Origin of the sequence: Kluyvera ascorbata (assembly GCF_023195735.1) — a bacterium.
In the GTDB taxonomy this organism is placed as follows: domain Bacteria; phylum Pseudomonadota; class Gammaproteobacteria; order Enterobacterales; family Enterobacteriaceae; genus Kluyvera; species Kluyvera ascorbata.
Window position 1 is genome coordinate 3,341,625 of sequence record NZ_CP096201.1, and the last position, 20,550, is coordinate 3,362,174.

General features: G+C 54.7%; 19 protein-coding genes. 15 read left to right on the forward strand and 4 right to left on the reverse strand.

The features are described from left to right. Positions 1-137 precede the first annotated feature (137 nt). Entirely contained in the window at positions 138-1,088 is a 951-nt protein-coding gene (locus MY052_RS15955) for a VirK/YbjX family protein (RefSeq protein WP_035894676.1), read from the forward strand. Here the strand turns inward: MY052_RS15955 and MY052_RS15960 are convergent. Next, positions 1,085-2,743, reverse strand: a complete 1,659-nt coding sequence (locus tag MY052_RS15960) for an ATP-dependent endonuclease (protein WP_035894675.1) — start codon at positions 2,741-2,743, stop codon at positions 1,085-1,087. The genes MY052_RS15955 and MY052_RS15960 overlap by 4 nt on opposite strands. Before the next feature lie 377 nt (positions 2,744-3,120). Between MY052_RS15960 and aqpZ the strand changes: the two genes are divergently transcribed. The 5 genes from aqpZ to MY052_RS15985 all read left to right on the forward strand — a co-directional run bounded on the left by aqpZ (position 3,121) and on the right by MY052_RS15985 (position 9,488). Then, on the forward strand, positions 3,121-3,813 hold the full coding sequence (gene aqpZ, locus MY052_RS15965) for an aquaporin Z (protein ID WP_035894674.1): 693 nt from the start codon (positions 3,121-3,123) through the stop codon (positions 3,811-3,813). Positions 3,814-4,002: 189 nt separating this feature from the next. Continuing rightward, entirely contained in the window at positions 4,003-4,902 is a 900-nt protein-coding gene (locus tag MY052_RS15970) for a LysO family transporter (RefSeq protein ID WP_035894673.1), read from the forward strand. Positions 4,903-5,047: 145 nt separating this feature from the next. Continuing rightward, on the forward strand, positions 5,048-6,700 hold the full coding sequence (gene hcp, locus MY052_RS15975) for a hydroxylamine reductase (protein WP_248537395.1): 1,653 nt from the start codon (positions 5,048-5,050) through the stop codon (positions 6,698-6,700). A gap of 10 nt (positions 6,701-6,710) precedes the next feature. Beyond that, positions 6,711-7,679: an NADH oxidoreductase gene (hcr, locus tag MY052_RS15980; RefSeq protein ID WP_248537396.1), complete on the forward strand. Its 969-nt coding sequence runs from the start codon at positions 6,711-6,713 to the stop codon at positions 7,677-7,679. Positions 7,680-7,871: 192 nt separating this feature from the next. Next, positions 7,872-9,488: an FAD-NAD(P)-binding protein gene (locus MY052_RS15985; protein ID WP_248537397.1), complete on the forward strand. Its 1,617-nt coding sequence runs from the start codon at positions 7,872-7,874 to the stop codon at positions 9,486-9,488. 59 nt (positions 9,489-9,547) lie between these two features. Here MY052_RS15985 and MY052_RS15990 read toward each other — a convergent pair whose 3' ends face one another. Beyond that, positions 9,548-9,982, reverse strand: coding sequence for a DoxX family protein (locus MY052_RS15990; RefSeq protein ID WP_035894668.1), 435 nt, complete (start codon positions 9,980-9,982; stop codon positions 9,548-9,550). A gap of 152 nt (positions 9,983-10,134) precedes the next feature. Between MY052_RS15990 and poxB the strand changes: the two genes are divergently transcribed. The 4 genes from poxB to MY052_RS16010 all read left to right on the forward strand — a co-directional run bounded on the left by poxB (position 10,135) and on the right by MY052_RS16010 (position 15,446). Further along, positions 10,135-11,853 (forward strand): ubiquinone-dependent pyruvate dehydrogenase, encoded by a 1,719-nt coding sequence (poxB, locus tag MY052_RS15995; RefSeq protein ID WP_248537398.1) that lies wholly within the window; start codon positions 10,135-10,137, stop codon positions 11,851-11,853. Between the two features lie 37 nt (positions 11,854-11,890). Further along, the gene (gene ltaE / locus MY052_RS16000) at positions 11,891-12,892 is read left to right on the forward strand and encodes a low-specificity L-threonine aldolase (protein ID WP_248537399.1); all 1,002 of its coding nucleotides are present in this window, start codon (positions 11,891-11,893) and stop codon (positions 12,890-12,892) included. A 10-nt stretch (positions 12,893-12,902) separates the two neighbouring features. Next, entirely contained in the window at positions 12,903-14,345 is a 1,443-nt protein-coding gene (locus MY052_RS16005; RefSeq protein WP_248537400.1) for a DUF2867 domain-containing protein, read from the forward strand. A gap of 87 nt (positions 14,346-14,432) precedes the next feature. Continuing rightward, on the forward strand, positions 14,433-15,446 hold the full coding sequence (locus MY052_RS16010; RefSeq protein WP_035894678.1) for an NAD-dependent epimerase/dehydratase family protein: 1,014 nt from the start codon (positions 14,433-14,435) through the stop codon (positions 15,444-15,446). Between the two features lie 3 nt (positions 15,447-15,449). Here the strand turns inward: MY052_RS16010 and MY052_RS16015 are convergent, their stop codons facing one another. Together MY052_RS16015 and MY052_RS16020 are read right to left on the reverse strand one after the other, a co-directional pair. After that, a complete protein-coding gene (locus MY052_RS16015) occupies positions 15,450-16,286 on the reverse strand; it encodes an N-acetylmuramoyl-L-alanine amidase (RefSeq protein WP_035894664.1) in 837 nt (278 codons plus the stop codon). Then, complete coding sequence (locus tag MY052_RS16020) at positions 16,283-16,606, reverse strand: heavy metal-binding domain-containing protein (RefSeq protein ID WP_035894663.1); 324 nt, start codon at positions 16,604-16,606, stop codon at positions 16,283-16,285. The genes MY052_RS16015 and MY052_RS16020 overlap by 4 nt, the downstream gene beginning before the upstream one ends. A 170-nt stretch (positions 16,607-16,776) precedes the next feature. On the opposite strand from MY052_RS16020, the gene MY052_RS16025 reads away from it, so the two are divergent. The 5 genes from MY052_RS16025 to artM all read left to right on the forward strand — a co-directional run bounded on the left by MY052_RS16025 (position 16,777) and on the right by artM (position 20,472). Continuing rightward, on the forward strand, positions 16,777-17,292 hold the full coding sequence (locus MY052_RS16025; RefSeq protein ID WP_202216153.1) for a lipoprotein: 516 nt from the start codon (positions 16,777-16,779) through the stop codon (positions 17,290-17,292). A 311-nt stretch (positions 17,293-17,603) separates the two neighbouring features. After that, positions 17,604-18,332: an arginine ABC transporter ATP-binding protein ArtP gene (gene artP, locus MY052_RS16030; protein WP_035894661.1), complete on the forward strand. Its 729-nt coding sequence runs from the start codon at positions 17,604-17,606 to the stop codon at positions 18,330-18,332. A 17-nt stretch (positions 18,333-18,349) separates the two neighbouring features. Next, positions 18,350-19,081 carry an arginine ABC transporter substrate-binding protein ArtI gene (artI, locus tag MY052_RS16035; RefSeq protein WP_035894660.1) on the forward strand — a complete coding sequence of 244 codons (732 nt, stop codon included), beginning with the start codon at positions 18,350-18,352 and terminating at the stop codon, positions 19,079-19,081. Positions 19,082-19,087: 6 nt separating this feature from the next. Further along, the gene (gene artQ / locus MY052_RS16040; RefSeq protein ID WP_035894658.1) at positions 19,088-19,804 is read left to right on the forward strand and encodes an arginine ABC transporter permease ArtQ; all 717 of its coding nucleotides are present in this window, start codon (positions 19,088-19,090) and stop codon (positions 19,802-19,804) included. After that, positions 19,804-20,472, forward strand: coding sequence for an arginine ABC transporter permease ArtM (gene artM, locus MY052_RS16045; RefSeq protein ID WP_035894657.1), 669 nt, complete (start codon positions 19,804-19,806; stop codon positions 20,470-20,472). The genes artQ and artM overlap by 1 nt, the downstream gene beginning before the upstream one ends. The last annotated feature ends 78 nt before the right edge of the window (positions 20,473-20,550 follow it).

Consider the following 20,550-nt stretch of genomic DNA (forward strand, 5'->3'; position numbering starts at 1 on the left):
TTCGACAGAATGTAAAAGCAAGCGTAAACCAAAGATAAACAACTTCTAAAGAAACCTAAGATTTATCCGATGATTGAGATTCGGTTTAATTTTCCAATTGTAAACTTTTTAAAAGTTTATAACTCAGGTCGTCAGCTATGTCTCAGCTCAGTGATAATTCGCTCACCCCAACTCGTTCATTTACCAGCCTTGGCCTATTTTTCAGCCTATTGAGTGGACAATGGCGCCCAGGGGAACACTGGCACCAACGCAGCTTTCGGCGGAAGTTTATGCTGCGCTCTCTATTAATGCCACGATTAAGCCGTGACTTAATGCGTGAGCTTTCACAGTGGCCGAATCTTAGCGCCGTGATGGCCCGTCAGCCGCGCCTTCCTGTTCGGCTGCATCGCCCCTACCTGGCGATGAATTTTGATCGCCATATGGTGCTGGATGCCCTGCGTTATCACTATAAGCTGTTATCAGAGACAATGTCCCCAGAAGAGTTTGGGACCTATCTGAATTCGCAGTATTTACCGCTCGCCAAAGTCGAGGGGAAAAACGGTGAGATATTCAGCTTTGAAATGACCATGGAAATTAACCTGGACAAAGAAGGCGAGAGTACGCTCATTGTCCGTAACAACGACGGTGAAACGCTAGCGGAAATGACCTTCACCGTCCTCAACTACAATGCTAAGCGGACGCTGTTTATCGGCGGGTTACAGGGAGGCAGACGCGACCTTCCTCATGAAGCCATTCAGGAGGCCACCAAGGCTTGTCACGGATTGTTCCCTAAACGCGTGGTCATGGAAGCTGTGTGCCAATTTGCCAAGCGTCTGCAGGTTGAGCAGATCCTTGCCGTCAGCAATGAAAAACATATTTTCCGCAGCGAACGTTACCACGATAAGAACAAAAAAGTTCTCTCAGATTATGATGTGTTCTGGGAAGCCGTCGGGGGGATCTGCGATGAAGAGGGATACTTCCATATCCCTCTTGAGATACCTCGCAAGGATATTGCGGATATCGCCAGCAAAAAACGTGCGGAATACCGTCGTCGCTATGCGCTACTGGATGAAATCCAGCAGCAAATTCAGTTCACCGCTCAGCGTTAATCCGCTTTCCCGCGCGCCAACCAGACGACGCGGGAAAACATTTTCTTCAGCAGCGGCGGCACGGCTTCGGTTCCGCGTCGGCCTGCCTCCATTGCCACCTCAATCGCCAGATCCGGCTTCGACGAGCGGTGAATAGCCTTGGTAATCACTCGCCGCATATTCATCGGAATATTTTCCGGCAACTGCGCTACGCGATGATAAACGCTGGAAAACCCTTGTTTGTACATGAAGTGTTCCATATCCAGCGCCGGTAGCGTGGTCAGATGATGGTGCTCCTGGTCCCGGTCGTTGTTCACTAAACTGCGCACGGTCGCCGCATACTTTTTCCCCGCTTCATCGCCATCGACCAGCACGTGCCACTCGATACCCATTCGGCTGGCAAACTTAATCAGCGGTTTTAATCCCGACTGGGCAAACTCAATAACCTTCACCCCTTCAGCATCAAAGTGGTGGCCGCACTGACGCGCGAGTTCGTTGATGACCCAGGTTTCAGTCTCCCCTTCTACCAGCAACCAGCAGCGGGCAAACAGAGAGGAAGCACGATTAAAGCGGATATGGAAAGAGATACGTCGGCTGTCTTCGGCGTTCATGCCTTCCGGACCTAAGCGCCAGGCGGATACGCGAGAGGATTCGCGCACCAGCCGACAGACGTACTGCATCGGCGTCAGTGACAGGAGTTCGCCTGAGTTAGTGGTGGCAATACGCTGCAAAGGCAGCAGGTTCAGCAGGCTCCAGGCGACGGATAGCATAATCGGGTGCAGTCGCGTTTCCGGGTCCTCCACCAGCAGCAGCGGCCGGGCATCTTTGTCCAGCCTGACCGTCCCTTTCGCCTGAAGCAGAGTAGAAAACATGCCCAGCAGAATCACCCGGTGATTACGCGCACCGGGCTTGTCTATCATTCGGTTAATCAGATCAAGATAGCGCCAGCTCCGCTGTTCATCATGGGAACGACGGCGCATTAAGCGCTGAATTGCCGGGCCGGAACCCTGCTCAGAAAAGTAGTGTTCCAGCAGTTGCCCCATTGCCGAGAGGCCCTGACGGATTTGCCCGTCGCTCAAGTTTTGCGGGCTGGTGACCAGTTCGCGTGACAGAAAATCCAGCTGGCGGGCGGTAATTTCCACATCCGGGACGTTTGGCACCGTACCATTACGAATGCGCCGCATAAAACGGGCATCGCGCAGGCGCAGCACCGGCATCAGGCGAATTAACTCGCGAGCACAGGCATCGATATCATCAAGCTCCAGCGCCTGGCCGTCACAGTCAATAAAACTGCGCAGGGTCAACACGCTGCCGTCTGCGCCAAGCTCACCCTCAAGGCGATAGAAAATTCGCTGGTAGCCATCGGGACATAACGACCAGCAACCAGATAACCCTCGGTAACGTCGCCCACGATAACGACCGGGTTCGTTCTCGCGAAAGGTCAGAATAATATGCAGATGGTGTTCGCGCCCCTGGACATCCCCCGGAGGGAACCAGAAATCATTACGGACGAAGTGGTAAAGCCCTTCATGCGGGGAAAGCAGCAGCGTTAATGCATCCAGCAGGCTCGATTTACCCCAGGCATTTTCGCCGATTAAGACATTATTTTGCTCCAGCATTAACGACAAACGGTTAATGCCGCGAAATCCTGCAATCTCGGTGCGTTCAAGAAGCATAACTCCTCCGTAACACAGGGCGCGCCTGCACTCCTTTCATCTTCGCAGTATAGCGGGATGCAGTGTCGTTGACACCCGCTTACAGCCTCACTTTCAGACGGAGTGATGCTTTATTAACCTCTAAAAGTAATAAAGTGCGCTCTCAATCACTCTTCACGATTATTCCGAAAATAATCCACTACACTCTAATTCAATGAATGGATTGTCTAAGGATTAACACCACATTGTTTTGCATCAAAGTTCGCGTATTTATTTAACTGGTTAAGGGATGACGTTAGTTTTTAAAATAACGCTGACTATACCTGCCGCTCATTTAAGGTCGGTATAAATTCAGTCGTCATCCTTTATGACGATGATATTTTTGATTCGAGGTGGTTATGTTTAGAAAATTGGCAGCAGAGTGCTTTGGCACCTTCTGGCTAGTATTTGGTGGTTGCGGTAGCGCGGTTTTGGCTGCAGCGTTCCCAGAGTTAGGGATTGGCTTTGCGGGTGTTGCGCTGGCGTTCGGTTTAACCGTTCTCACCATGGCTTTTGCCGTAGGGCACATTTCTGGCGGTCATTTTAACCCGGCAGTGACGCTGGGCCTTTGGGCGGGCGGTCGTTTCCCGGCTAAGGATGTTATCGGTTATATTATTGCTCAGGTTGTTGGCGGGATTATCGCCGCGGCTATTCTGTACCTCATCGCCAGCGGTAAAGCTGGCTTTGATGCAGCAGCCAGCGGCTTTGCGTCTAACGGCTATGGCGAACACTCACCAGGCGGCTACTCCATGCTGTCTGCTATCGTGATTGAAATCGTGCTGACCTGTGGCTTCCTGCTGGTTATCCACGGTGCAACCGACAAGAATGCGCCTGCTGGCTTTGCGCCAATTGCTATCGGTCTGGCGCTGACCCTGATCCACCTGATCAGCATTCCTGTGACGAACACCTCCGTTAACCCGGCGCGTAGTACCGCTGTGGCTATCTTCCAGGGCGGCTGGGCACTGCACCAGCTGTGGCTCTTCTGGGTAATGCCAATTATTGGCGGTATCCTGGGTGGCCTGATTTATCGCACTCTGCTGGAAAAGAAATAAGTAGCCTGTAGGCCTGATAAGCGTAGCGCCATCAGGCAGCGACAGATACATTGCCGGATGGCGGCGTTGCCTGATCCGGCCTACAAAGACCCGCTCTGCCGGGTCTTTCTTTTTTCGTGGCTTTACTCAGAATGGGGTTTTCGGTAGTGTCTGTGCGCTATTTCAAAACTGCAAGGAACTGAGTCAGTCATGTTATCGGGATTGCTAATCATTCTGGTGCCGCTAATTATCGGCTACCTCATCCCCCTTACCCATCGCAGCGCACTGCAAATAATCAACCGTCTGCTGAGCTGGATTGTTTACCTTATTCTCTTTTTCATGGGGATAAGCCTGGCATTCCTGGATAATCTGGCCGACAACCTGTTAGCCATTTTCCACTATTCTGCTATTAGTATTGTGGTTATTTTATTGTGTAATACGCTGGCGCTTTTCTGGCTTGAAAAAGCCCTGCCTTGGGGACATCCTCACCACCAGGAAAAATTACCATCGCGTTTAGCCATGGCGCTGGAATCATTAAAGCTATGCTTTGTGGTTATTGCCGGTTTTGCGGTTGGACTCAGCGGATTCTCTTTTTTACAGCACGCGACCGATGCCAGCGAATATACTCTTATTTTCCTGCTGTTCCTTGTAGGTATTCAGCTAAGAAATAGTGGTATGACATTACGGCAGATAATTCTCAACCGCCGCGGCATGGTCATTGCGCTGGTTGTCGTCGCCAGCTCGATGGTAGCCGGAGTGATTAACGCTTTTCTGCTCGGGTTACCGATTAAAACCGGGATGGCGATGGCGTCCGGATTCGGCTGGTATTCGCTTTCAGGTATTCTTCTGACTGATGCTTATGGCCCGGTCATCGGCAGCGCCACCTTCTTTAACGATCTGGCGCGCGAACTACTCGCCATCATGTTAATTCCAGGATTGGTTCGCCGAAGCCGCTCCACCGCGCTGGGGCTTTGCGGCGCAACCTCAATGGACTTTACCCTGCCGGTGCTGCAGCGCTCTGGCGGCGTCGAAATGGTGCCCCCCGCTATTGTCCACGGCTTCCTACTGAGCCTGCTGGTTCCTCTGATGATGGCCTTCTTCACCGCCTGATACCTCTATGGCGGTAGCGCTCGCTGCCGCCAAAATTGCGCTAAATCAACCTCCCTGTAAGTTGCACCAAAAATGCCTTTTCAAGGCTTAGCACCAGGCTTACCCTTAAACATGTATATTAAATATAACTTTAAAAGGTGTGACCATGTTTTGTGTGCAATGTGAACAAACCATCCGTACTCCGACAGGGAACGGCTGCTCTTATGCACAGGGTATGTGCGGTAAGACCGCTGAAACATCCGATCTGCAGGATTTGCTGATTGCGGCCCTGCAGGGTCTGTCCGCATGGGCGATTAAAGCCCGCGAATACGGCATCATCAGCCACGATGTCGATAACTTCGCCCCGCGCGCGTTCTTCTCTACCTTGACTAACGTTAACTTCGATTCCCCGCGCATTGTCGGCTATGCCCGTGAAGCGATCGCCCTGCGTGAAGCGCTGAAAGCGCAGTGCCTGGCCGTAGACGCCAACGCCACCGTTGATAACCCAATGGCCGACCTGCAGCTGGCGAGCGACGATCTGGGTGCCCTGCAGCAGCAGGCCGCTGAGTTCACGCCAAACAAAGATAAAGCCGCTATCGGCGAAAATATTATGGGCCTGCGTCTGCTGTGCCTGTACGGCCTGAAAGGTGCGGCTGCCTATATGGAGCACGCCCACGTACTCGGCCAGTACGACAACGACATCTACGCGCAGTACCACAAAATTATGGCGTGGCTGGGTACCTGGCCTTCCGACATGAACGCTCTGCTGGAGTGCTCAATGGAAATCGGCCAGATGAACTTCAAAGTGATGAGCATTCTGGACGCGGGTGAAACCACCAAATACGGTCACCCAACGCCAACTCAGGTCAACGTGAAAGCGACCGAAGGCAAATGCATCCTGATCTCCGGCCACGATCTCAAAGATCTCTACAACCTGCTGGAACAAACCGAAGGCACCGGCGTTAACGTCTATACCCACGGTGAAATGCTGCCAGCACACGGCTACCCTGAGCTGCGTAAGTTCAAACATCTGATCGGTAACTACGGCAGCGGCTGGCAGAACCAGCAGGTAGAATTCGCCCGTTTCCCTGGCCCAATCGTGATGACCTCTAACTGCATCATCGACCCAACCGTGGGCGCCTACGACGACCGTATCTGGACCCGTAGCATCGTCGGTTGGCCAGGCGTGAGCCACCTCGAAGGCGACAACTTCGGTCCGGTTATCGCTCAGGCGCAGCAGATGGCAGGCTTCCCATACAGCGAAATCCCGCACCTTATCACCGTCGGTTTTGGCCGTCAGACCCTGCTGGGCGCTGCGGATACCCTGATTGACCTGGTGAGCCGCGAAAAACTGCGTCACATCTTCCTGGTCGGCGGCTGCGACGGCGCACGCGGTGAACGTAACTACTTCACCGATTTCGCCACCAGCGTACCGGACGACTGCCTGATCCTGACCCTGGCGTGCGGTAAATACCGTTTCAACAAGCTGGAGTTTGGCGATATCGAAGGCCTGCCGCGTCTGGTCGATGCTGGTCAGTGTAACGATGCTTACTCAGCCATCATCCTGGCGGTCACGCTGGCAGAAAAACTGGGCTGCGGCGTGAACGACCTGCCGCTGTCTCTGGTGCTCTCCTGGTTCGAACAGAAAGCGATTGTTATTCTGCTGACCCTGCTCTCTCTGGGCGTGAAAAACATCGTCACTGGCCCAACCGCACCAGGTTTCTTCACGCCGGACCTGCTGGCAGTGCTCAACGAGAAGTTCGGTCTTCGTTCCGTGACCACCGTTGAAGAAGATATGAAGCAGCTGCTGAGCGCGTAAGGAGTACAGAATGACCATGCCAACAAATCAGTGCCCGTGGCGGATGCAGGTTCACCATATCCATCAGGAAACGCCGGACGTCTGGACAATTTCGTTGCTCTGTCACGATTATTATCCTTACCACGCCGGGCAGTACGCACTGGTCAGCGTGCGCAACTCAGCGGATACGCTGCGTGCCTACACCCTCTCTTCGACTCCGGGCGTCAGCGAGTACATTACGCTGACCGTCCGCCGTATTGACGACGGTGCCGGTTCACAGTGGCTGACCCGCGACGTGAAGCGCGGCGACTATATCTGGCTGTCCGATGCGATGGGTGAATTTACCTGTGAAGATAAAGCCGACGACAAATTCCTGATGCTGGCCGCCGGCTGCGGCGTTACGCCGATTATATCGATGCGCCGCTGGTTGGCGAAGTACCGTCCAGAGGTCGATGTGCAGGTTATTTTTAACGTGCGCTCACCGCAGGATGTGATTTTTGCCGAGGAATGGCGGCAGTATCCGGTCACGCTGGTTGCAGAAAACAACGCCACGCACGGCTTCGTTTCTGGTCGTCTGAGCACCGAACTGCTGAAAAGCGTACCGGACCTCACCTCTCGTACCGTGATGACCTGTGGCCCTGCGCCATACATGGATATGGTCGAGAAAGAGGTGAAGGCGCTTGGCGTGACGCGCTTCTTTAAAGAGAAATTCTTCACCCCGGTGGCTGATGCTGCAACGAGTGGCCTGAAGTTCACCAAGCTGCAACCGGCAAAAGAGTTCTACGCGCCAGTGGGCACCACGCTGCTGGACGCGCTGGAAAGCAACAAAGTGCCGGTAGTGGCTGCATGCCGCGCGGGTGTTTGCGGCTGCTGCAAAACCAAAGTGGTTTCCGGCGAGTATACGGTCACCAGCACCATGACGTTAACCGAGGCGGAAATCGCCGATGGTTACGTGCTGGCGTGCTCCTGTCATCCGCAGGGCGATCTGGTACTGGCGTAAACTGCGCTATGATGTAAAAAAGCCATCCGGTAAAAACGGATGGCTTTTTTTTGCTTGCGAGAAAAGGATAGTGATTTGCGTGTTGTGTATATTGAGGAGATTGTCTGCAATGTGTGCATGAAGCAGATATAAATTATTCACAAACGAGTCAATACCCCCGATCCTCTGTCAAGCGTTTCAAAAAGGAGCCACATGAAAAAAGTCGCCATCGTCGGCGTCGGCCCCACCGGGATCTACACCTTTCATGCGCTGGTAGAACGTGGTGAACCGCTGGCAGTACTGCTCTATGAGAAAGCCGAACAGGCGGGCGTCGGTATGCCCTACAACAACGAAAACAACTCTGAACATATGCTGGCAAACATCGCCAGTATTGAGATCCCCCCCATTGAAATCACCTATCTGACGTGGCTACAAAACCAAAGCGATGACTACCTCGCGCAATTTGGCGTAGAACGTACCGCTCTCCACGAGCGACAGTTTTTGCCGCGCGTGATCCTCGGCGACTATTATCACGATCGCTTTTTAGCCCTTGTCGACAAGGCTCAGGGATTGGGCTTTGAGGTTTCCGTAAATGAATCCAGCGAAGTCACCGATCTACGTGCGAACTCAGAAGGGGTCTCACTGTGGATAAACCACTCATCGCAGCCCGTTGATGTCGACTTTGCCGTTGTTGCCACCGGCCATTTGTGGCCTGGAACGAGTCCGTCGCCACGTCAATATTTCCCTAGCCCATGGACCGGCCTGATGGACGCGCAAATTAACGCCTGTCGGGTGGGCATTCTGGGCACCTCCCTAAGCGCTATCGACGCGGCGGTCGCCGTGGTGTGCCAACATGGAAGCTTCATTACCGATACGGATGGCACAATTCGCTTTACACGCAAACCGGGCAGCCAAAACCTGAAGCTGACCCTGATGTCTCGCACCGGTGTGCTGCCAGAGGCTGATTTTTACTGCCCTCTTCCCTATGAACCGCTGACTGTCGCCACCGTAGACGCCATTGAGCGCACTATTGCACAAGGTCAAAACGGACTCCTGGACCGCATCTTTGAACTTATCGTGAAGCAGTTACAGGAAGCGGCTCCGCAATGGAGCGAGCAAATATGCCTCGAAGCGCTCACCGCCGATACGTTCTCCGACGCCTGTTTTGCCGACCGCATTCACTACGATCCATTTGACTGGGCGAGGCTTAACCTGCTGGAAGTTGAGCGTAACAAACAGCAGCAGCACACCGTGGCATGGCGCTATACTCTGCTGCGGCTACATGAGGTTATCGAAGATATCGTGCCGTATCTCGATGAGACTGACCGCGCACGGTTCAAACGCGGACTATCACGGGTGTTCATCGATAACTATGCTGCCATTCCTTCTGAGTCCATTCGTCGGGTGCTGGCGCTGCACGATGCCGGGCTGATTGAGATAGTGGCGTTAGGGGCAGATTATGAACGCAAGAATGATCGGGACAAGACGGTTATTTCTCACGACAACCAGCGCCATGAATTTGATGTGTTTATTGATGCTCGTGGGCAGAAGGCATTGAAAAGCAAAGATATCCCTTTCCCCACCTTGCGCAATCAGCTTCTCGCCTGTGGCGATGATATCCCGGATATCGGCGAAGATTATACGCTGCAAGCGCCGGAGGATGCCCGTGGACGCATTGCCTTCGGTGGGCTGCCGTGGTTAATGCACGACCGTCCGTTTATTCAGGGCCTGGTGGTCAGCGCGGAGATTGGCGCAGCAATGAGCAATGCGCTGATGCAACATGCGGTCAGACAACGGAAAAAACGGTGGTTGAGTGATGAAGATGATTAACGTTGTTTTTTAGACAGAGGCGAGCGAACTCGCCTCTACATGATGTTTTTAAAGAGCGGCTACTGCCAGGCTGATTTCCCGCCCAGCGCATATTTCCCCGCGCCGAGAAACGCAATTGCCAGCGCTGCCACAAAGAAGTACACCAGGCTCTCAATTGCCCATGCACCGGTTTTATCCAGTGCGCCGGTCTCACCCAACCCTACCATCAGCCATGCGACCACCATGGTAAACGCTAAGACCAGCGCCGCCGGGCGCGTCAGCACGCCGAGGATCAGCAAGATAGGCGCCACCACCTCACCCACCAGCACGCCATAGGCGATAAAGCCCGGCAGCCCTTTTGCCACCAGCATGGCGCTGATGCCATCAACACCGCCAAACAGCTTGTGCAGCCCGTGGAACAGCATCAGCCCCCCCACGACAAAACGCAGTAATAATTTGCCGAAATCTTCGTGCGACAACGCGCGGTTTACTGCCTGGAGCAATTTTATAATCATTTTAATTTTTCCCTGTTTATCCCTGTAGAACATCTACGGTACTGCTTCTCATTTACTAAATATACCCGCTGAAAATAAGGGTATATTTCCAGCGAAACGACGAGTTTCATCTAAACTTGTAACCGGTATCACAATTCCGGAGATGGAAAACCATGAAACAAACCGTAGCCAACTACATTGCGAAAACATTAGAACAAGCAGGAGTGAAACGAATCTGGGGCGTGACGGGCGATTCGCTCAACGGCCTTAGCGACAGCCTGAACCGAATGGGCACCATTGAGTGGATGCCGACACGACATGAAGAGGTGGCCGCTTTCGCCGCTGGCGCGGAGGCACAGCTCACCGGCGAACTGGCTGTATGTGCCGGTTCCTGCGGGCCGGGAAACCTGCACCTCATCAACGGACTTTTTGACTGCCACCGCAACCACGTACCGGTGCTTGCCATTGCCGCGCATATTCCGTCGAGTGAAATCGGCAGCGGCTACTTCCAGGAAACCCATCCGCAGGAGCTGTTCCGCGAATGCAGCCACTACTGTGAACTGGTGTCTACGCCGGAACAAATCCCGCAGGTGCTGGCCATTGCGATGCGCAAAGCGGTGCTGAACCGCGGCGTGTCTGTGGTGGTTCTGCCTGGCGATGTCGCGCTGAAGGCCGCGCCAGAAAGCGCCAGCACAAACTGGTACCCAGCGCCTCATCCTATCGTCACACCGCCACAAAGCGAGCTGGATAAACTGGCCGAGAAGCTCAAGTCTTCGCGTAATATTACCCTGCTGTGCGGCAGCGGTTGTGCGGGAGCGCATGAAGAGCTGACCGCATTTGCCGGTAAGCTCAAGTCCCCTATCGTTCACGCGCTGCGTGGCAAAGAGCACGTGGAATATGACAACCCGTATGATGTCGGCATGACCGGGCTTATCGGTTTCTCATCCGGTTTCCACGCCATGATGAACGCCGACACGCTGATCCTGCTCGGTACCCAGTTCCCCTACCGCCCGTTCTACCCGACCGAAAGCACCATCATCCAGATAGACATTAACCCGGCCAGCATCGGCGCGCACAGCAAAGTGGATATGGCGTTAGTGGGCGATGTGAAAGCCACGCTGGCGGCGCTGCTGCCGCTGCTAGAAGAGAAAAGCGATCGCAGCTTCCTCGATAAAGCGCTGGAGCACTATCACAGCGCGCGCAAAGGATTAGACGATTTAGCCAAGCCGAGCGATAAGGTCATCCACCCGCAGTATCTGGCGCAGCAAATCAGCCACTTTGCCGCTGAAGATGCCATCTTCACCTGCGACGTGGGCACGCCAACCGTATGGGCCGCGCGCTACCTGCAAATGAACGGCAAACGCCGCCTTCTCGGGTCGTTTAACCACGGCTCCATGGCTAACGCGATGCCGCAGGCGCTAGGCGCTCAAGCTACTGAACCCGGACGTCAGGTCGTGGCGATGTGCGGCGATGGCGGTTTCAGCATGCTGATGGGCGATTTCCTCTCGGTCGTGCAAATGAAGCTGCCGGTGAAAATTGTGGTCTTTAACAACAGCATACTGGGCTTTGTGGCGATGGAGATGAAAGCCGGGGGTTATCTCACCGACGGTACGGAGCTTGGCGACACCAACTTTGCCCGCATTGCTGAAGCCTGCGGGATAACCGGTATTCGCGTCGAGAAATCCTATGACATCGATGCCGCCCTGCAACGCGCCTTCAGCATCGATGGTCCGGTGCTGGTCGACGTGGTTGTCGCGAAAGAAGAACTGGCAATTCCACCGCAGGTTAAACTTGAGCAGGCCAAAGGTTTCAGCCTGTATATGCTGCGTGCCATCATTAACGGACGCGGGGATGAAGTAATCGAACTGGCGAAAACCAACTGGCTCAGGTAAAAATGGAGGCATTATTCTGAGTTAAAAAGGAAATGCCGTGATCGACCTACGCAGTGATACCGTAACCCGCCCGACGCGCGCCATGCTGGAAGAGATGATGGCCGCGCCGGTCGGTGACGACGTTTATGGCGACGACCCTACCGTTAACGCCCTTCAACAATACGCCGCCGAGCTTTCGGGCAAAGAGGCGGCGCTGTTTCTCCCTACCGGCACCCAGGCCAACCTGGTTGCCCTGCTAAGCCATTGCGAGCGCGGCGAAGAGTATATCGTCGGCCAGGGTGCACATAACTATCTCTACGAGGCAGGCGGCGCGGCGGTGCTGGGTAGCATTCAGCCGCAGCCGATTGATGCCGCTTCAGACGGTACGCTGCCGCTCGATAAAGTCGCGGCAAAAATCAAAGCCGACGATATCCACTTTGCGCGTACCAAACTCCTGAGCATCGAAAACACCCACAACGGTAAAGTGCTGCCGCAGGCCTTCCTGAAAGAGGCGTGGGAATTTACCCGCGAGCGTGGTCTGGCCCTTCACGTAGACGGCGCACGTATCTTCAACGCCCTGGTCAGCTACGGCTGCGAGCTGAAAGACATTGCCCAATACTGCGATTCTTTCACCATTTGTCTTTCAAAAGGCCTCGGCACGCCGGTCGGTTCACTGCTGGTCGGCAACCATGACTACATCAAACGTGCTAACCGCTGGCGCAAAATGACCGGCGGCGGTATGCGTCAGGCAGGTATTCTGGCAGCCGCCGGGCTGTATGCGCTGAAAAATAACGTTGCGCGCCTGCAAGACGACCACGACAACGCGGCATGGCTTGCCGAGCAGCTGCGTGAAATTGGCGCAGATGTTATGCGCCACGACACCAACATGCTGTTTGTGCGCGTCGGCGACGCTCACGCCGCAGCGCTGGGCGAGTTTATGAAAGCACGCGGCGTATTGCTTAACGCCTCGCCTATCGTGCGCCTGGTCACTCATCTGGACGTCAATCGTCAGCAGCTCGAAGACGTTGTCTCACACTGGAAAGCCTTTTTAGCCCGTTAAGGAGGCTGACGTGCCACGTACTATTCTGGTTTTTGGTGCCAGCGGCTATATCGGCCAGCACCTGGTGTCTGAATTAAGCCAGCGCGGGTATACCGTGCGGGCGGTGGCACGTCGCATTGAGCGGCTACAAAAGCTACAGCTTCCGGGCGTGACCTGCTATTCGGTCGACCTGGAAAAAACCACCGATGTCGCACGACTGCTCAACGGCGTCGATACCGTCTACTACCTGGTGCACGGTATGGGCGAGAGTAAGGACTTTATTAAGCACGAGCGCCGCGTGGCGGAAAACGTACGCGACGCGCTGCTGATAACCCCGGTAAAACAGCTGATCTTCTTAAGCTCGCTGCAAGCTCCGGAGCATGAACAGTCACCGCACCTGCGCGCTCGCCAGCTCACGGCGGATATTCTGCGCAGCGCAGAAGTCCCTGTCAGCGAACTTCGGGCCGGGATCATCGTCGGCGCGGGCTCTGCCGCTTTTGAGGTGATGCGCGACATGGTCTATAACCTACCGGTGCTCACCCCACCGCGCTGGGTGCGTTCACGCACGACCCCTATCGCACTGGAAAACTTGCTGTTCTACCTGGTCGAACTGTTAAACCATCCGTCACCAGAACACCGCGTATTTGAAGCCGCAGGCCCGGAAGAACTGACCTATCAGCAGCAGTTTGAACATTTCATGGCGGTCAGCGGTCGCCATCGGCCGCTGATCCCCATTCCGCTGCCCACCAGTTGGATCTCGGTATGGTTCTTAAATGTGATTACGTCCGTGCCACCCACGATCGCCAAAGCGCTGATCCAGGGACTGAAGCACGATCTGCTCGCGGGCGATCGCACGCTACGTGCGCTGATCCCTCAGCAACTGATCCCCTTCGATGAAGCGGTTCGTCGCACACTGGAAGAAGAAAAAAAGCTCGCCAACTCCAGCGACTGGGGCTACGACGCGCAGGCTTTTGCGCGCTGGCGGCCCGAGTACGGTTTTTTTGCCAAGCAGGCCGGTTTTACGGTTCAAACATCGGCAAGCCTTTCTGCGCTGTGGCAGGTGGTAAACCGTCTGGGCGGTAAAGAGGGCTACTTCTTCGGCAACGTGCTGTGGAAAACGCGCGCGGCGATGGACCTGCTGGTCGGACACCGGCTCGCCAAAGGCCGCCCGGAACGAGCGATGCTGCAGGTGGGTGATACCGTCGACAGCTGGAAGGTTATCATCGTAGAACCTGAAAAAGCGCTCACTTTACTCTTTGGCATGAAAGCACCCGGCCTCGGTCGTCTAAGCTTTACCATGGTCGATAAAGGCACACACCGTGAACTTGACGTACGCGCCTGGTGGCATCCGCACGGTATGCCAGGATTACTCTACTGGCTGTTGATGATCCCGGCGCATCTGTTTATCTTCCGGGGAATGGCGCGGCGCATTACCCGTCTGGCAGAAGAAGCGACAGGAAAAAGTGCGCAATAACCCTTTTTCGTCTTAGTTTCCCATTGCATACAAGTGAAATAAACGGAAGAATGCGCACGAAACTCTTTTTTAACACTGTGGATGATTATGAAGGTACTGGTCACCGGCGCCACCAGCGGGTTAGGCAGAAACGCGGTTGAATATCTGCGTAGCAGAGGCATCAGCGTCAGAGCGAGCGGTCGCAACGAAGCGATGGGCAAACTGCTGGAGAAAATGGGCGCGGAGTTCGTCCATGCTGACCTGACTGAACTGGTTTCCTCCCAGGCAAAAGTGATGCTGGCGGGCGTTGACACGCTGTGGCACTGCTCCAGCTTCACCTCACCGTGGGGCACCCAGGCCGCCTTCGACTTAGCCAACGTTCGTGCCACCCGCCGTCTTGGCGAATGGGCCGTCGCGTGGGGCGTACGCAACTTCATTCACATCTCTTCACCGTCGCTGTACTTTGATTACCATCACCATCGCGATATTACCGAAGATTTCCGCCCTCACCGTTTCGCCAACGAGTTTGCCCGCAGCAAAGCGGCAAGCGAAGAGGTGATCCAGCTGCTGGCACAGGCCAACCCGAATACCCGCTTCACTATTCTTCGTCCGCAGAGCGTCTTTGGTCCCCACGATAAAGTGTTTATTCCGCGTCTGGCGCAGATGATGCACCACTACGGCAGCGTGCTGTTGCCGCGCGGCGGCCATGCGATGGTGGATATGACCTACTACGAGAATGCAGTTCACGCCATGTGGCTCGCCAGCCAGCCGCGCTGTGACGACCTGCCTTCCGGCCGCGCCTACAACATCACCAACGGTGAACCGCGCACCCTGCGCAGCATCGTAGAGCGTTTGATTGACGAACTGGATATCCCCTGCCGCATCCGCTCCGTGCCTTATCCAATGCTGGATATGATTGCCCGCAGCATGGAGCGCTTTGGTGATAAAAAAGCGAAAGAACCTTCGCTCACCCACTACGGCGTTTCAAAGCTGAACTTCGATTTTACGCTGGATATCAGCCGCGCTCGCGAAGAGCTGGGCTATGAACCCATTGTCTCATTAGACGACGGTATTGTTCGTACCGCCGCCTGGCTGGAAGATCACGGTAAACTGCCGCGCTAGGGCTTAGCCCTGGCCGTATTTCTCCAACAGCGCCTCAGCAATCGCCAGGCTTTCTGCGTCGGCAACGCCGTCATAGCGCGTCGGGCGGAAGTGCATCTGGAAGGCGGCAATTACCCTGATTTGCTGCATTCTGGTCATCCCCGGTTTCACCTCATAACCATATCGCGCCAGCAGGTCGAGCAGATTATTCGTCGCCACCGGCGCGTTAGGTGAGCGCCCGTTCAGGTAGAACGCCACCCGATTTTCATCCGGCCATGCGCCAATCCCCTGCTGCGCCAGCGACTTCCAGGGGAACAGCGGCCCCGGATCGTCTTTACGCTGCGGCGCAATGTCGGAGTGAGCAACCACGTTCTGCGGCTCAATGTTGTAGCGCTTGATGATATCTTTCGCCAGCGGCACCAGCGCCTGGATCTGCGCCGGTTCAAACGGCGTGAAGAACTTGGCGCCGTCGGCTTTCTGCCAGCCGCGGTTCTCAAGCTCAATGCCGATAGAAGTATCGTTGATGCGCGTTGCGCCGCGCCAGAAGCTGATGCCCGCATGCCAGGCGAGCTTCGACTCGGGCACCAGTTGCCAGATTTTCGGCTTGCCGTGCAGCAGCGGTGGTACTGCCGGAATCAGGTAATGCACGCTCACCTGCTGGCCGATTAACGTCGCGAGCGAGACATCAAAATCATCCGCCGTGTAATGAATCACCAGCTCTTTAACGCGCGGATACGCCTGCGGCGATGACTGGCTGGTATCCAGCACATAATTTTGCTTTTCAACGACGGCCTTTTTGTCTTCTCCAGCACAGCCCGCCAGCACCATTGCCAGCACCACCACGGTGAGTAAGCGTTTCATCGGCGCGTTTTGACCGCCGTACCGCTCACGCTCACCATTAGCATACTGCTGTCTTTGCCGACGGTTTCATAATCAATATCAATCCCGACCACCGCATCGGCACCCAGCGCTTTGGCCTGCTCGCCCATCTCCTTGAACGCAATTTCTCGCGCCGAACGCAGCTCTTTTTCATAAGCACCAGAACGGCCGCCGACGATGTCACGAATGCCGGCAAAAAAATCGCGGAAAATATTGGCCCCTAAAATCGCCTCGCCGGTGACCACACCGCAGTATTCAGTAATCGGTTGCCCTTCAAGGGTGGGGGTCGTAGAAAATTGCATGGACTGCTCCTTCGTTAACGTTCAATGCCTTAGCTCTCTGCGCTAAACGCATTATCGGACCGATACGCTATGCTTGAAAAGGGAATACTCCATTATCGTATACATAAATCGCGCCCGCTGCATGGCGGCATATGGGCGATGAATGTTGAGACTGCTAACAAGGAATCACTATGCGTTACACCAACCTTGCACTTCTTCTTCCCGCAGCACTGCTATTAAGCGCCTGTACCACCGTAACCCCGGCCTACAAAGATACCGGAACCCGTATGGGACAGTGCGTAGAGGGCGGGCCAGACGCCGTCGCTCAGAAGTTTTACGACTACCAGATACAGCACCACAGCACTGATTTCACCGCCCTTCGCCCTTACCTGAGCGACGGTCTGGCGAAACTACTGAGCGATAGCAGTCAGGATCCCGACAAACGTGCGTTGCTACAGTCTAACCCGTTCTCCAGCAGCGCAACGACGCCTGGCAGCGCTGACGTGGCTAGCGCATCGACCATCCCGAATACCGACGCCCGTAATATCCCGCTGCGCGTTGAGTTAAAACAGGGGACTCAGAGCTGGAAAGATGAAGTGCTGATGATCCGCGAAGGCAGCTGCTGGGCCGTTGATGACGTGCGCTACCTTGGCAACAATACCCACGCACCGGCAGGTACTTTGCGTCAATCTCTTGAAAAACGTTAATAAATTGTAACGTAATTCTGTCAAATGCCTTATCCCGGCAAAATGTCTGGCATTCCCCGTGGAATGCCGACATTTATACCCTGCGCCCACCCCGACCGTTATTTTGTGCTAACTTTAAAAGAAAAGTTGGTTTATATTTAAGTTTTAACGCACAAATATTGCATAACTATTCTGTCAAAGGTACTATTTGCGGCCTCAATTGCTGATAATTCTCTATGGGCTGATACCTTCAGCGGAGAAATCCAAAAACGACAGCAGAGCATGCACCTGGCCTTTCCAGGGCGAGAACAACACATTCGTGACGGGTATCAATGAGCATTAAATTAGACGGCATTAACTGCTTTTATGGCGCGCATCAAGCGCTGTTCGACATCACGCTGCAATGCCCTGAGGGCGAAACGCTGGTACTGCTTGGCCCAAGTGGTGCAGGTAAAAGCTCACTCCTGCGCGTGCTGAATCTGCTGGAAATGCCGAAATCCGGTACTCTGGCGATTGCGGGTAACCACTTCGATTTTGCTAAGACCCCGTCAGACAAAGCCATTCGCGAACTGCGTCAAAACGTGGGCATGGTTTTCCAGCAGTACAATCTCTGGCCTCACCTGACAGTAGTACAAAACCTGATTGAAGCACCGTGCCGCGTGCTGGGCTTGAGCAAAGACCAGGCGATGGCGCGTGCGGAAAAACTGCTGGAGCGTTTACGCCTCAAGCCGTTCAGCGACCGTTATCCGCTGCACCTTTCCGGCGGCCAACAGCAGCGCGTAGCCATTGCGCGTGCGCTAATGATGGAGCCGCAGGTTCTGCTGTTTGATGAACCAACCGCCGCCCTTGACCCGGAAATCACCGCCCAGATAGTCAGCATCATTCATGAACTGGCTGAAACCAACATTACCCAGGTTATCGTCACCCACGAAGTGGAAGTGGCGCGTAAAACGGCCAGCCGCGTGGTGTACATGGAAAACGGTTATATCGTCGAACAAGGCGATGCAAGCTGCTTTAACAGCCCACAGACTGATGCATTTAGAAGTTATCTTTCTCACTGAGATTCAGGACAATGACGATGAAAAAAGTACTGATTGCCGCGCTGCTTGCTAGCGTCAGCCTCTCCGCTGCCGCCGCTCAAACTATCCGTTTCGCGACCGAAGCTTCTTACCCTCCGTTTGAATCCATGGATGCCAACAATAAGATCGTCGGCTTCGATGTGGATCTGGCTAACGCCCTGTGTAAAGAGATCGACGCGACCTGTACCTTCAGCAACCAGTCTTTCGATAGCCTGATCCCAAGCCTGAAATTCCGTCGTATTGACGCGGTCATGGCCGGTATGGATATCACCCCTGAGCGTGAAAAGCAGGTACTGTTCACCACTCCGTACTACGACAACTCCGCGTTGTTCGTTGGCGTTAAGGGTAAATTCACCAGCATCGACCAGCTGAAAGGCAAAAAAGTCGGCGTGCAGAACGGTACCACGCACCAGAAATTCATCATGGATAAACATCCGGAAATCACTACCGTCCCTTATGACAGCTATCAGAACGCCAAGCTGGATCTGCAAAACGGGCGTATTGATGCGGTCTTTGGTGACACCGCCGTCGTCACCGAATGGCTGAAAGCCAACGACAAGCTGGCCGCCGTCGGCGATAAAGTGACCGATAAAGGCTACTTCGGTACCGGCCTGGGTATTGCTGTCCGTCAGGGCAACACCGAGCTGCAGCAGAAATTCAACGCTGCGCTGGAAAAAGTGAAGAAAGATGGCACTTACGAAACCATCTACGCTAAATGGTTCCAGAAGTAAGACTTGATGAACGAAATGTTTCCTTTAGCAAGCGCCGCCGGCATGACCGTCGGCCTTGCCGTTTGTGCGCTGATAATCGGCCTCGCGCTGGCGATGTTCTTTGCGGTATGGGAGTCAGTTAAATGGCGCCCTATCGCATGGCTCGGCTCCGCGCTGGTTACCGTGCTGCGCGGCCTGCCGGAAATTCTGGTGGTGCTGTTTATCTACTTCGGCTCTTCGCAGCTGCTGCTGACGCTGTCCGACGGTTTTAATATCAACCTCGGTTTTGTACAGATTCCCGTGCAGATGCAGATTGAAAACTTCGACGTCAGCCCGTTCCTGTGCGGCGTCATTGCCCTCTCCCTGCTCTACTCCGCCTACGCTTCGCAGACCCTGCGCGGCGCGCTGAAAGCGGTGCCAGCGGGTCAGTGGGAGTCCGGCCAGGCGCTGGGGATGTCGAAAAGCGCAATCTTCTTCCGTCTGGTTATGCCGCAGATGTGGCGACACGCGCTGCCGGGCCTCGGCAACCAGTGGCTGGTGCTGCTGAAAGATACCGCGCTGGTATCGCTGATTAGCGTGAACGATCTGATGCTGCAAACCAAGAGTATCGCCACCCGCACCCAGGAGCCGTTTACCTGGTATATCGTGGCGGCGGCTATCTACCTGGTAATTACGCTACTCAGCCAGTACATTCTCAAACGCATTGACCTGCGTACCACTCGCTTTGAACGGAGACCAGGCTGATGCTCGAGTATTTACCGGAACTGATGAAAGGGCTGCACACCAGCCTGACGCTGACCGTGGCCTCCATCCTGGTAGCGCTGGTGCTAGCGCTGATTTTCACCATCATCCTGACGCTAAAAACGCCGGTGCTGGTATGGGTGGTTCGCGGCTACATTACGCTGTTCACCGGTACGCCACTGCTGGTGCAGATCTTTCTCATCTACTACGGCCCGGGCCAGTTCCCGACGCTGCAGAACTATCCGGTGCTATGGCACCTGCTCTCTGAGCCGTGGCTGTGCGCGCTGATTGCTCTGTCGCTGAACAGCGCCGCCTACACCACTCAGCTGTTCTTCGGAGCCATTCGCGCCATTCCGGAAGGCCAATGGCAGTCCTGTAATGCACTGGGGATGAGTAAGAAAGATACGCTGGCCATTCTGCTGCCCTACGCCTTTAAACGCGCGCTCTCTTCCTATTCCAACGAAGTGGTGCTGGTGTTTAAGAGTACGTCTCTGGCCTACACCATCACGCTGATGGAAGTCATGGGCCACGGTCAGCTGCTCTACGGGCGCACCTACGACGTAATGGTTTTCGGCGCTGCCGGGCTGGTTTATCTGGTCGTTAACGGCCTGCTGACGCTGATGATGCGTTTAATCGAGCGCAAAGCGTTGGCCTTCGAGCGTCGCGACTAGTTTCTGCATAAACTGCGTTTGTAAAAAACGGATAAGCCATTGGCCTATCCGTTTTTTTTTGCAAATTATAAAATATTT

Coding starts and splice junctions, on each gene's coding strand:
- MY052_RS16025 (WP_202216153.1), top strand. CDS start 16,777: ATGCGTTACACCAACCTTGCACTTCTTCTTCCCGCAGCACTGCTATTA.
- artM (WP_035894657.1), top strand. CDS start 19,804: ATGCTCGAGTATTTACCGGAACTGATGAAAGGGCTGCACACCAGCCTG.
- MY052_RS15955 (WP_035894676.1), top strand. CDS start 138: ATGTCTCAGCTCAGTGATAATTCGCTCACCCCAACTCGTTCATTTACC.
- MY052_RS16015 (WP_035894664.1), bottom strand. CDS start 16,286: ATGAAACGCTTACTCACCGTGGTGGTGCTGGCAATGGTGCTGGCGGGC.
- MY052_RS15985 (WP_248537397.1), top strand. CDS start 7,872: ATGAAAAAAGTCGCCATCGTCGGCGTCGGCCCCACCGGGATCTACACC.
- hcr (WP_248537396.1), top strand. CDS start 6,711: ATGACCATGCCAACAAATCAGTGCCCGTGGCGGATGCAGGTTCACCAT.
- artI (WP_035894660.1), top strand. CDS start 18,350: ATGAAAAAAGTACTGATTGCCGCGCTGCTTGCTAGCGTCAGCCTCTCC.
- artP (WP_035894661.1), top strand. CDS start 17,604: ATGAGCATTAAATTAGACGGCATTAACTGCTTTTATGGCGCGCATCAA.
- hcp (WP_248537395.1), top strand. CDS start 5,048: ATGTTTTGTGTGCAATGTGAACAAACCATCCGTACTCCGACAGGGAAC.
- artQ (WP_035894658.1), top strand. CDS start 19,088: ATGAACGAAATGTTTCCTTTAGCAAGCGCCGCCGGCATGACCGTCGGC.
- poxB (WP_248537398.1), top strand. CDS start 10,135: ATGAAACAAACCGTAGCCAACTACATTGCGAAAACATTAGAACAAGCA.
- aqpZ (WP_035894674.1), top strand. CDS start 3,121: ATGTTTAGAAAATTGGCAGCAGAGTGCTTTGGCACCTTCTGGCTAGTA.
- MY052_RS16010 (WP_035894678.1), top strand. CDS start 14,433: ATGAAGGTACTGGTCACCGGCGCCACCAGCGGGTTAGGCAGAAACGCG.
- MY052_RS16020 (WP_035894663.1), bottom strand. CDS start 16,606: ATGCAATTTTCTACGACCCCCACCCTTGAAGGGCAACCGATTACTGAA.
- MY052_RS15990 (WP_035894668.1), bottom strand. CDS start 9,982: ATGATTATAAAATTGCTCCAGGCAGTAAACCGCGCGTTGTCGCACGAA.
- MY052_RS15970 (WP_035894673.1), top strand. CDS start 4,003: ATGTTATCGGGATTGCTAATCATTCTGGTGCCGCTAATTATCGGCTAC.
- MY052_RS15960 (WP_035894675.1), bottom strand. CDS start 2,743: ATGCTTCTTGAACGCACCGAGATTGCAGGATTTCGCGGCATTAACCGT.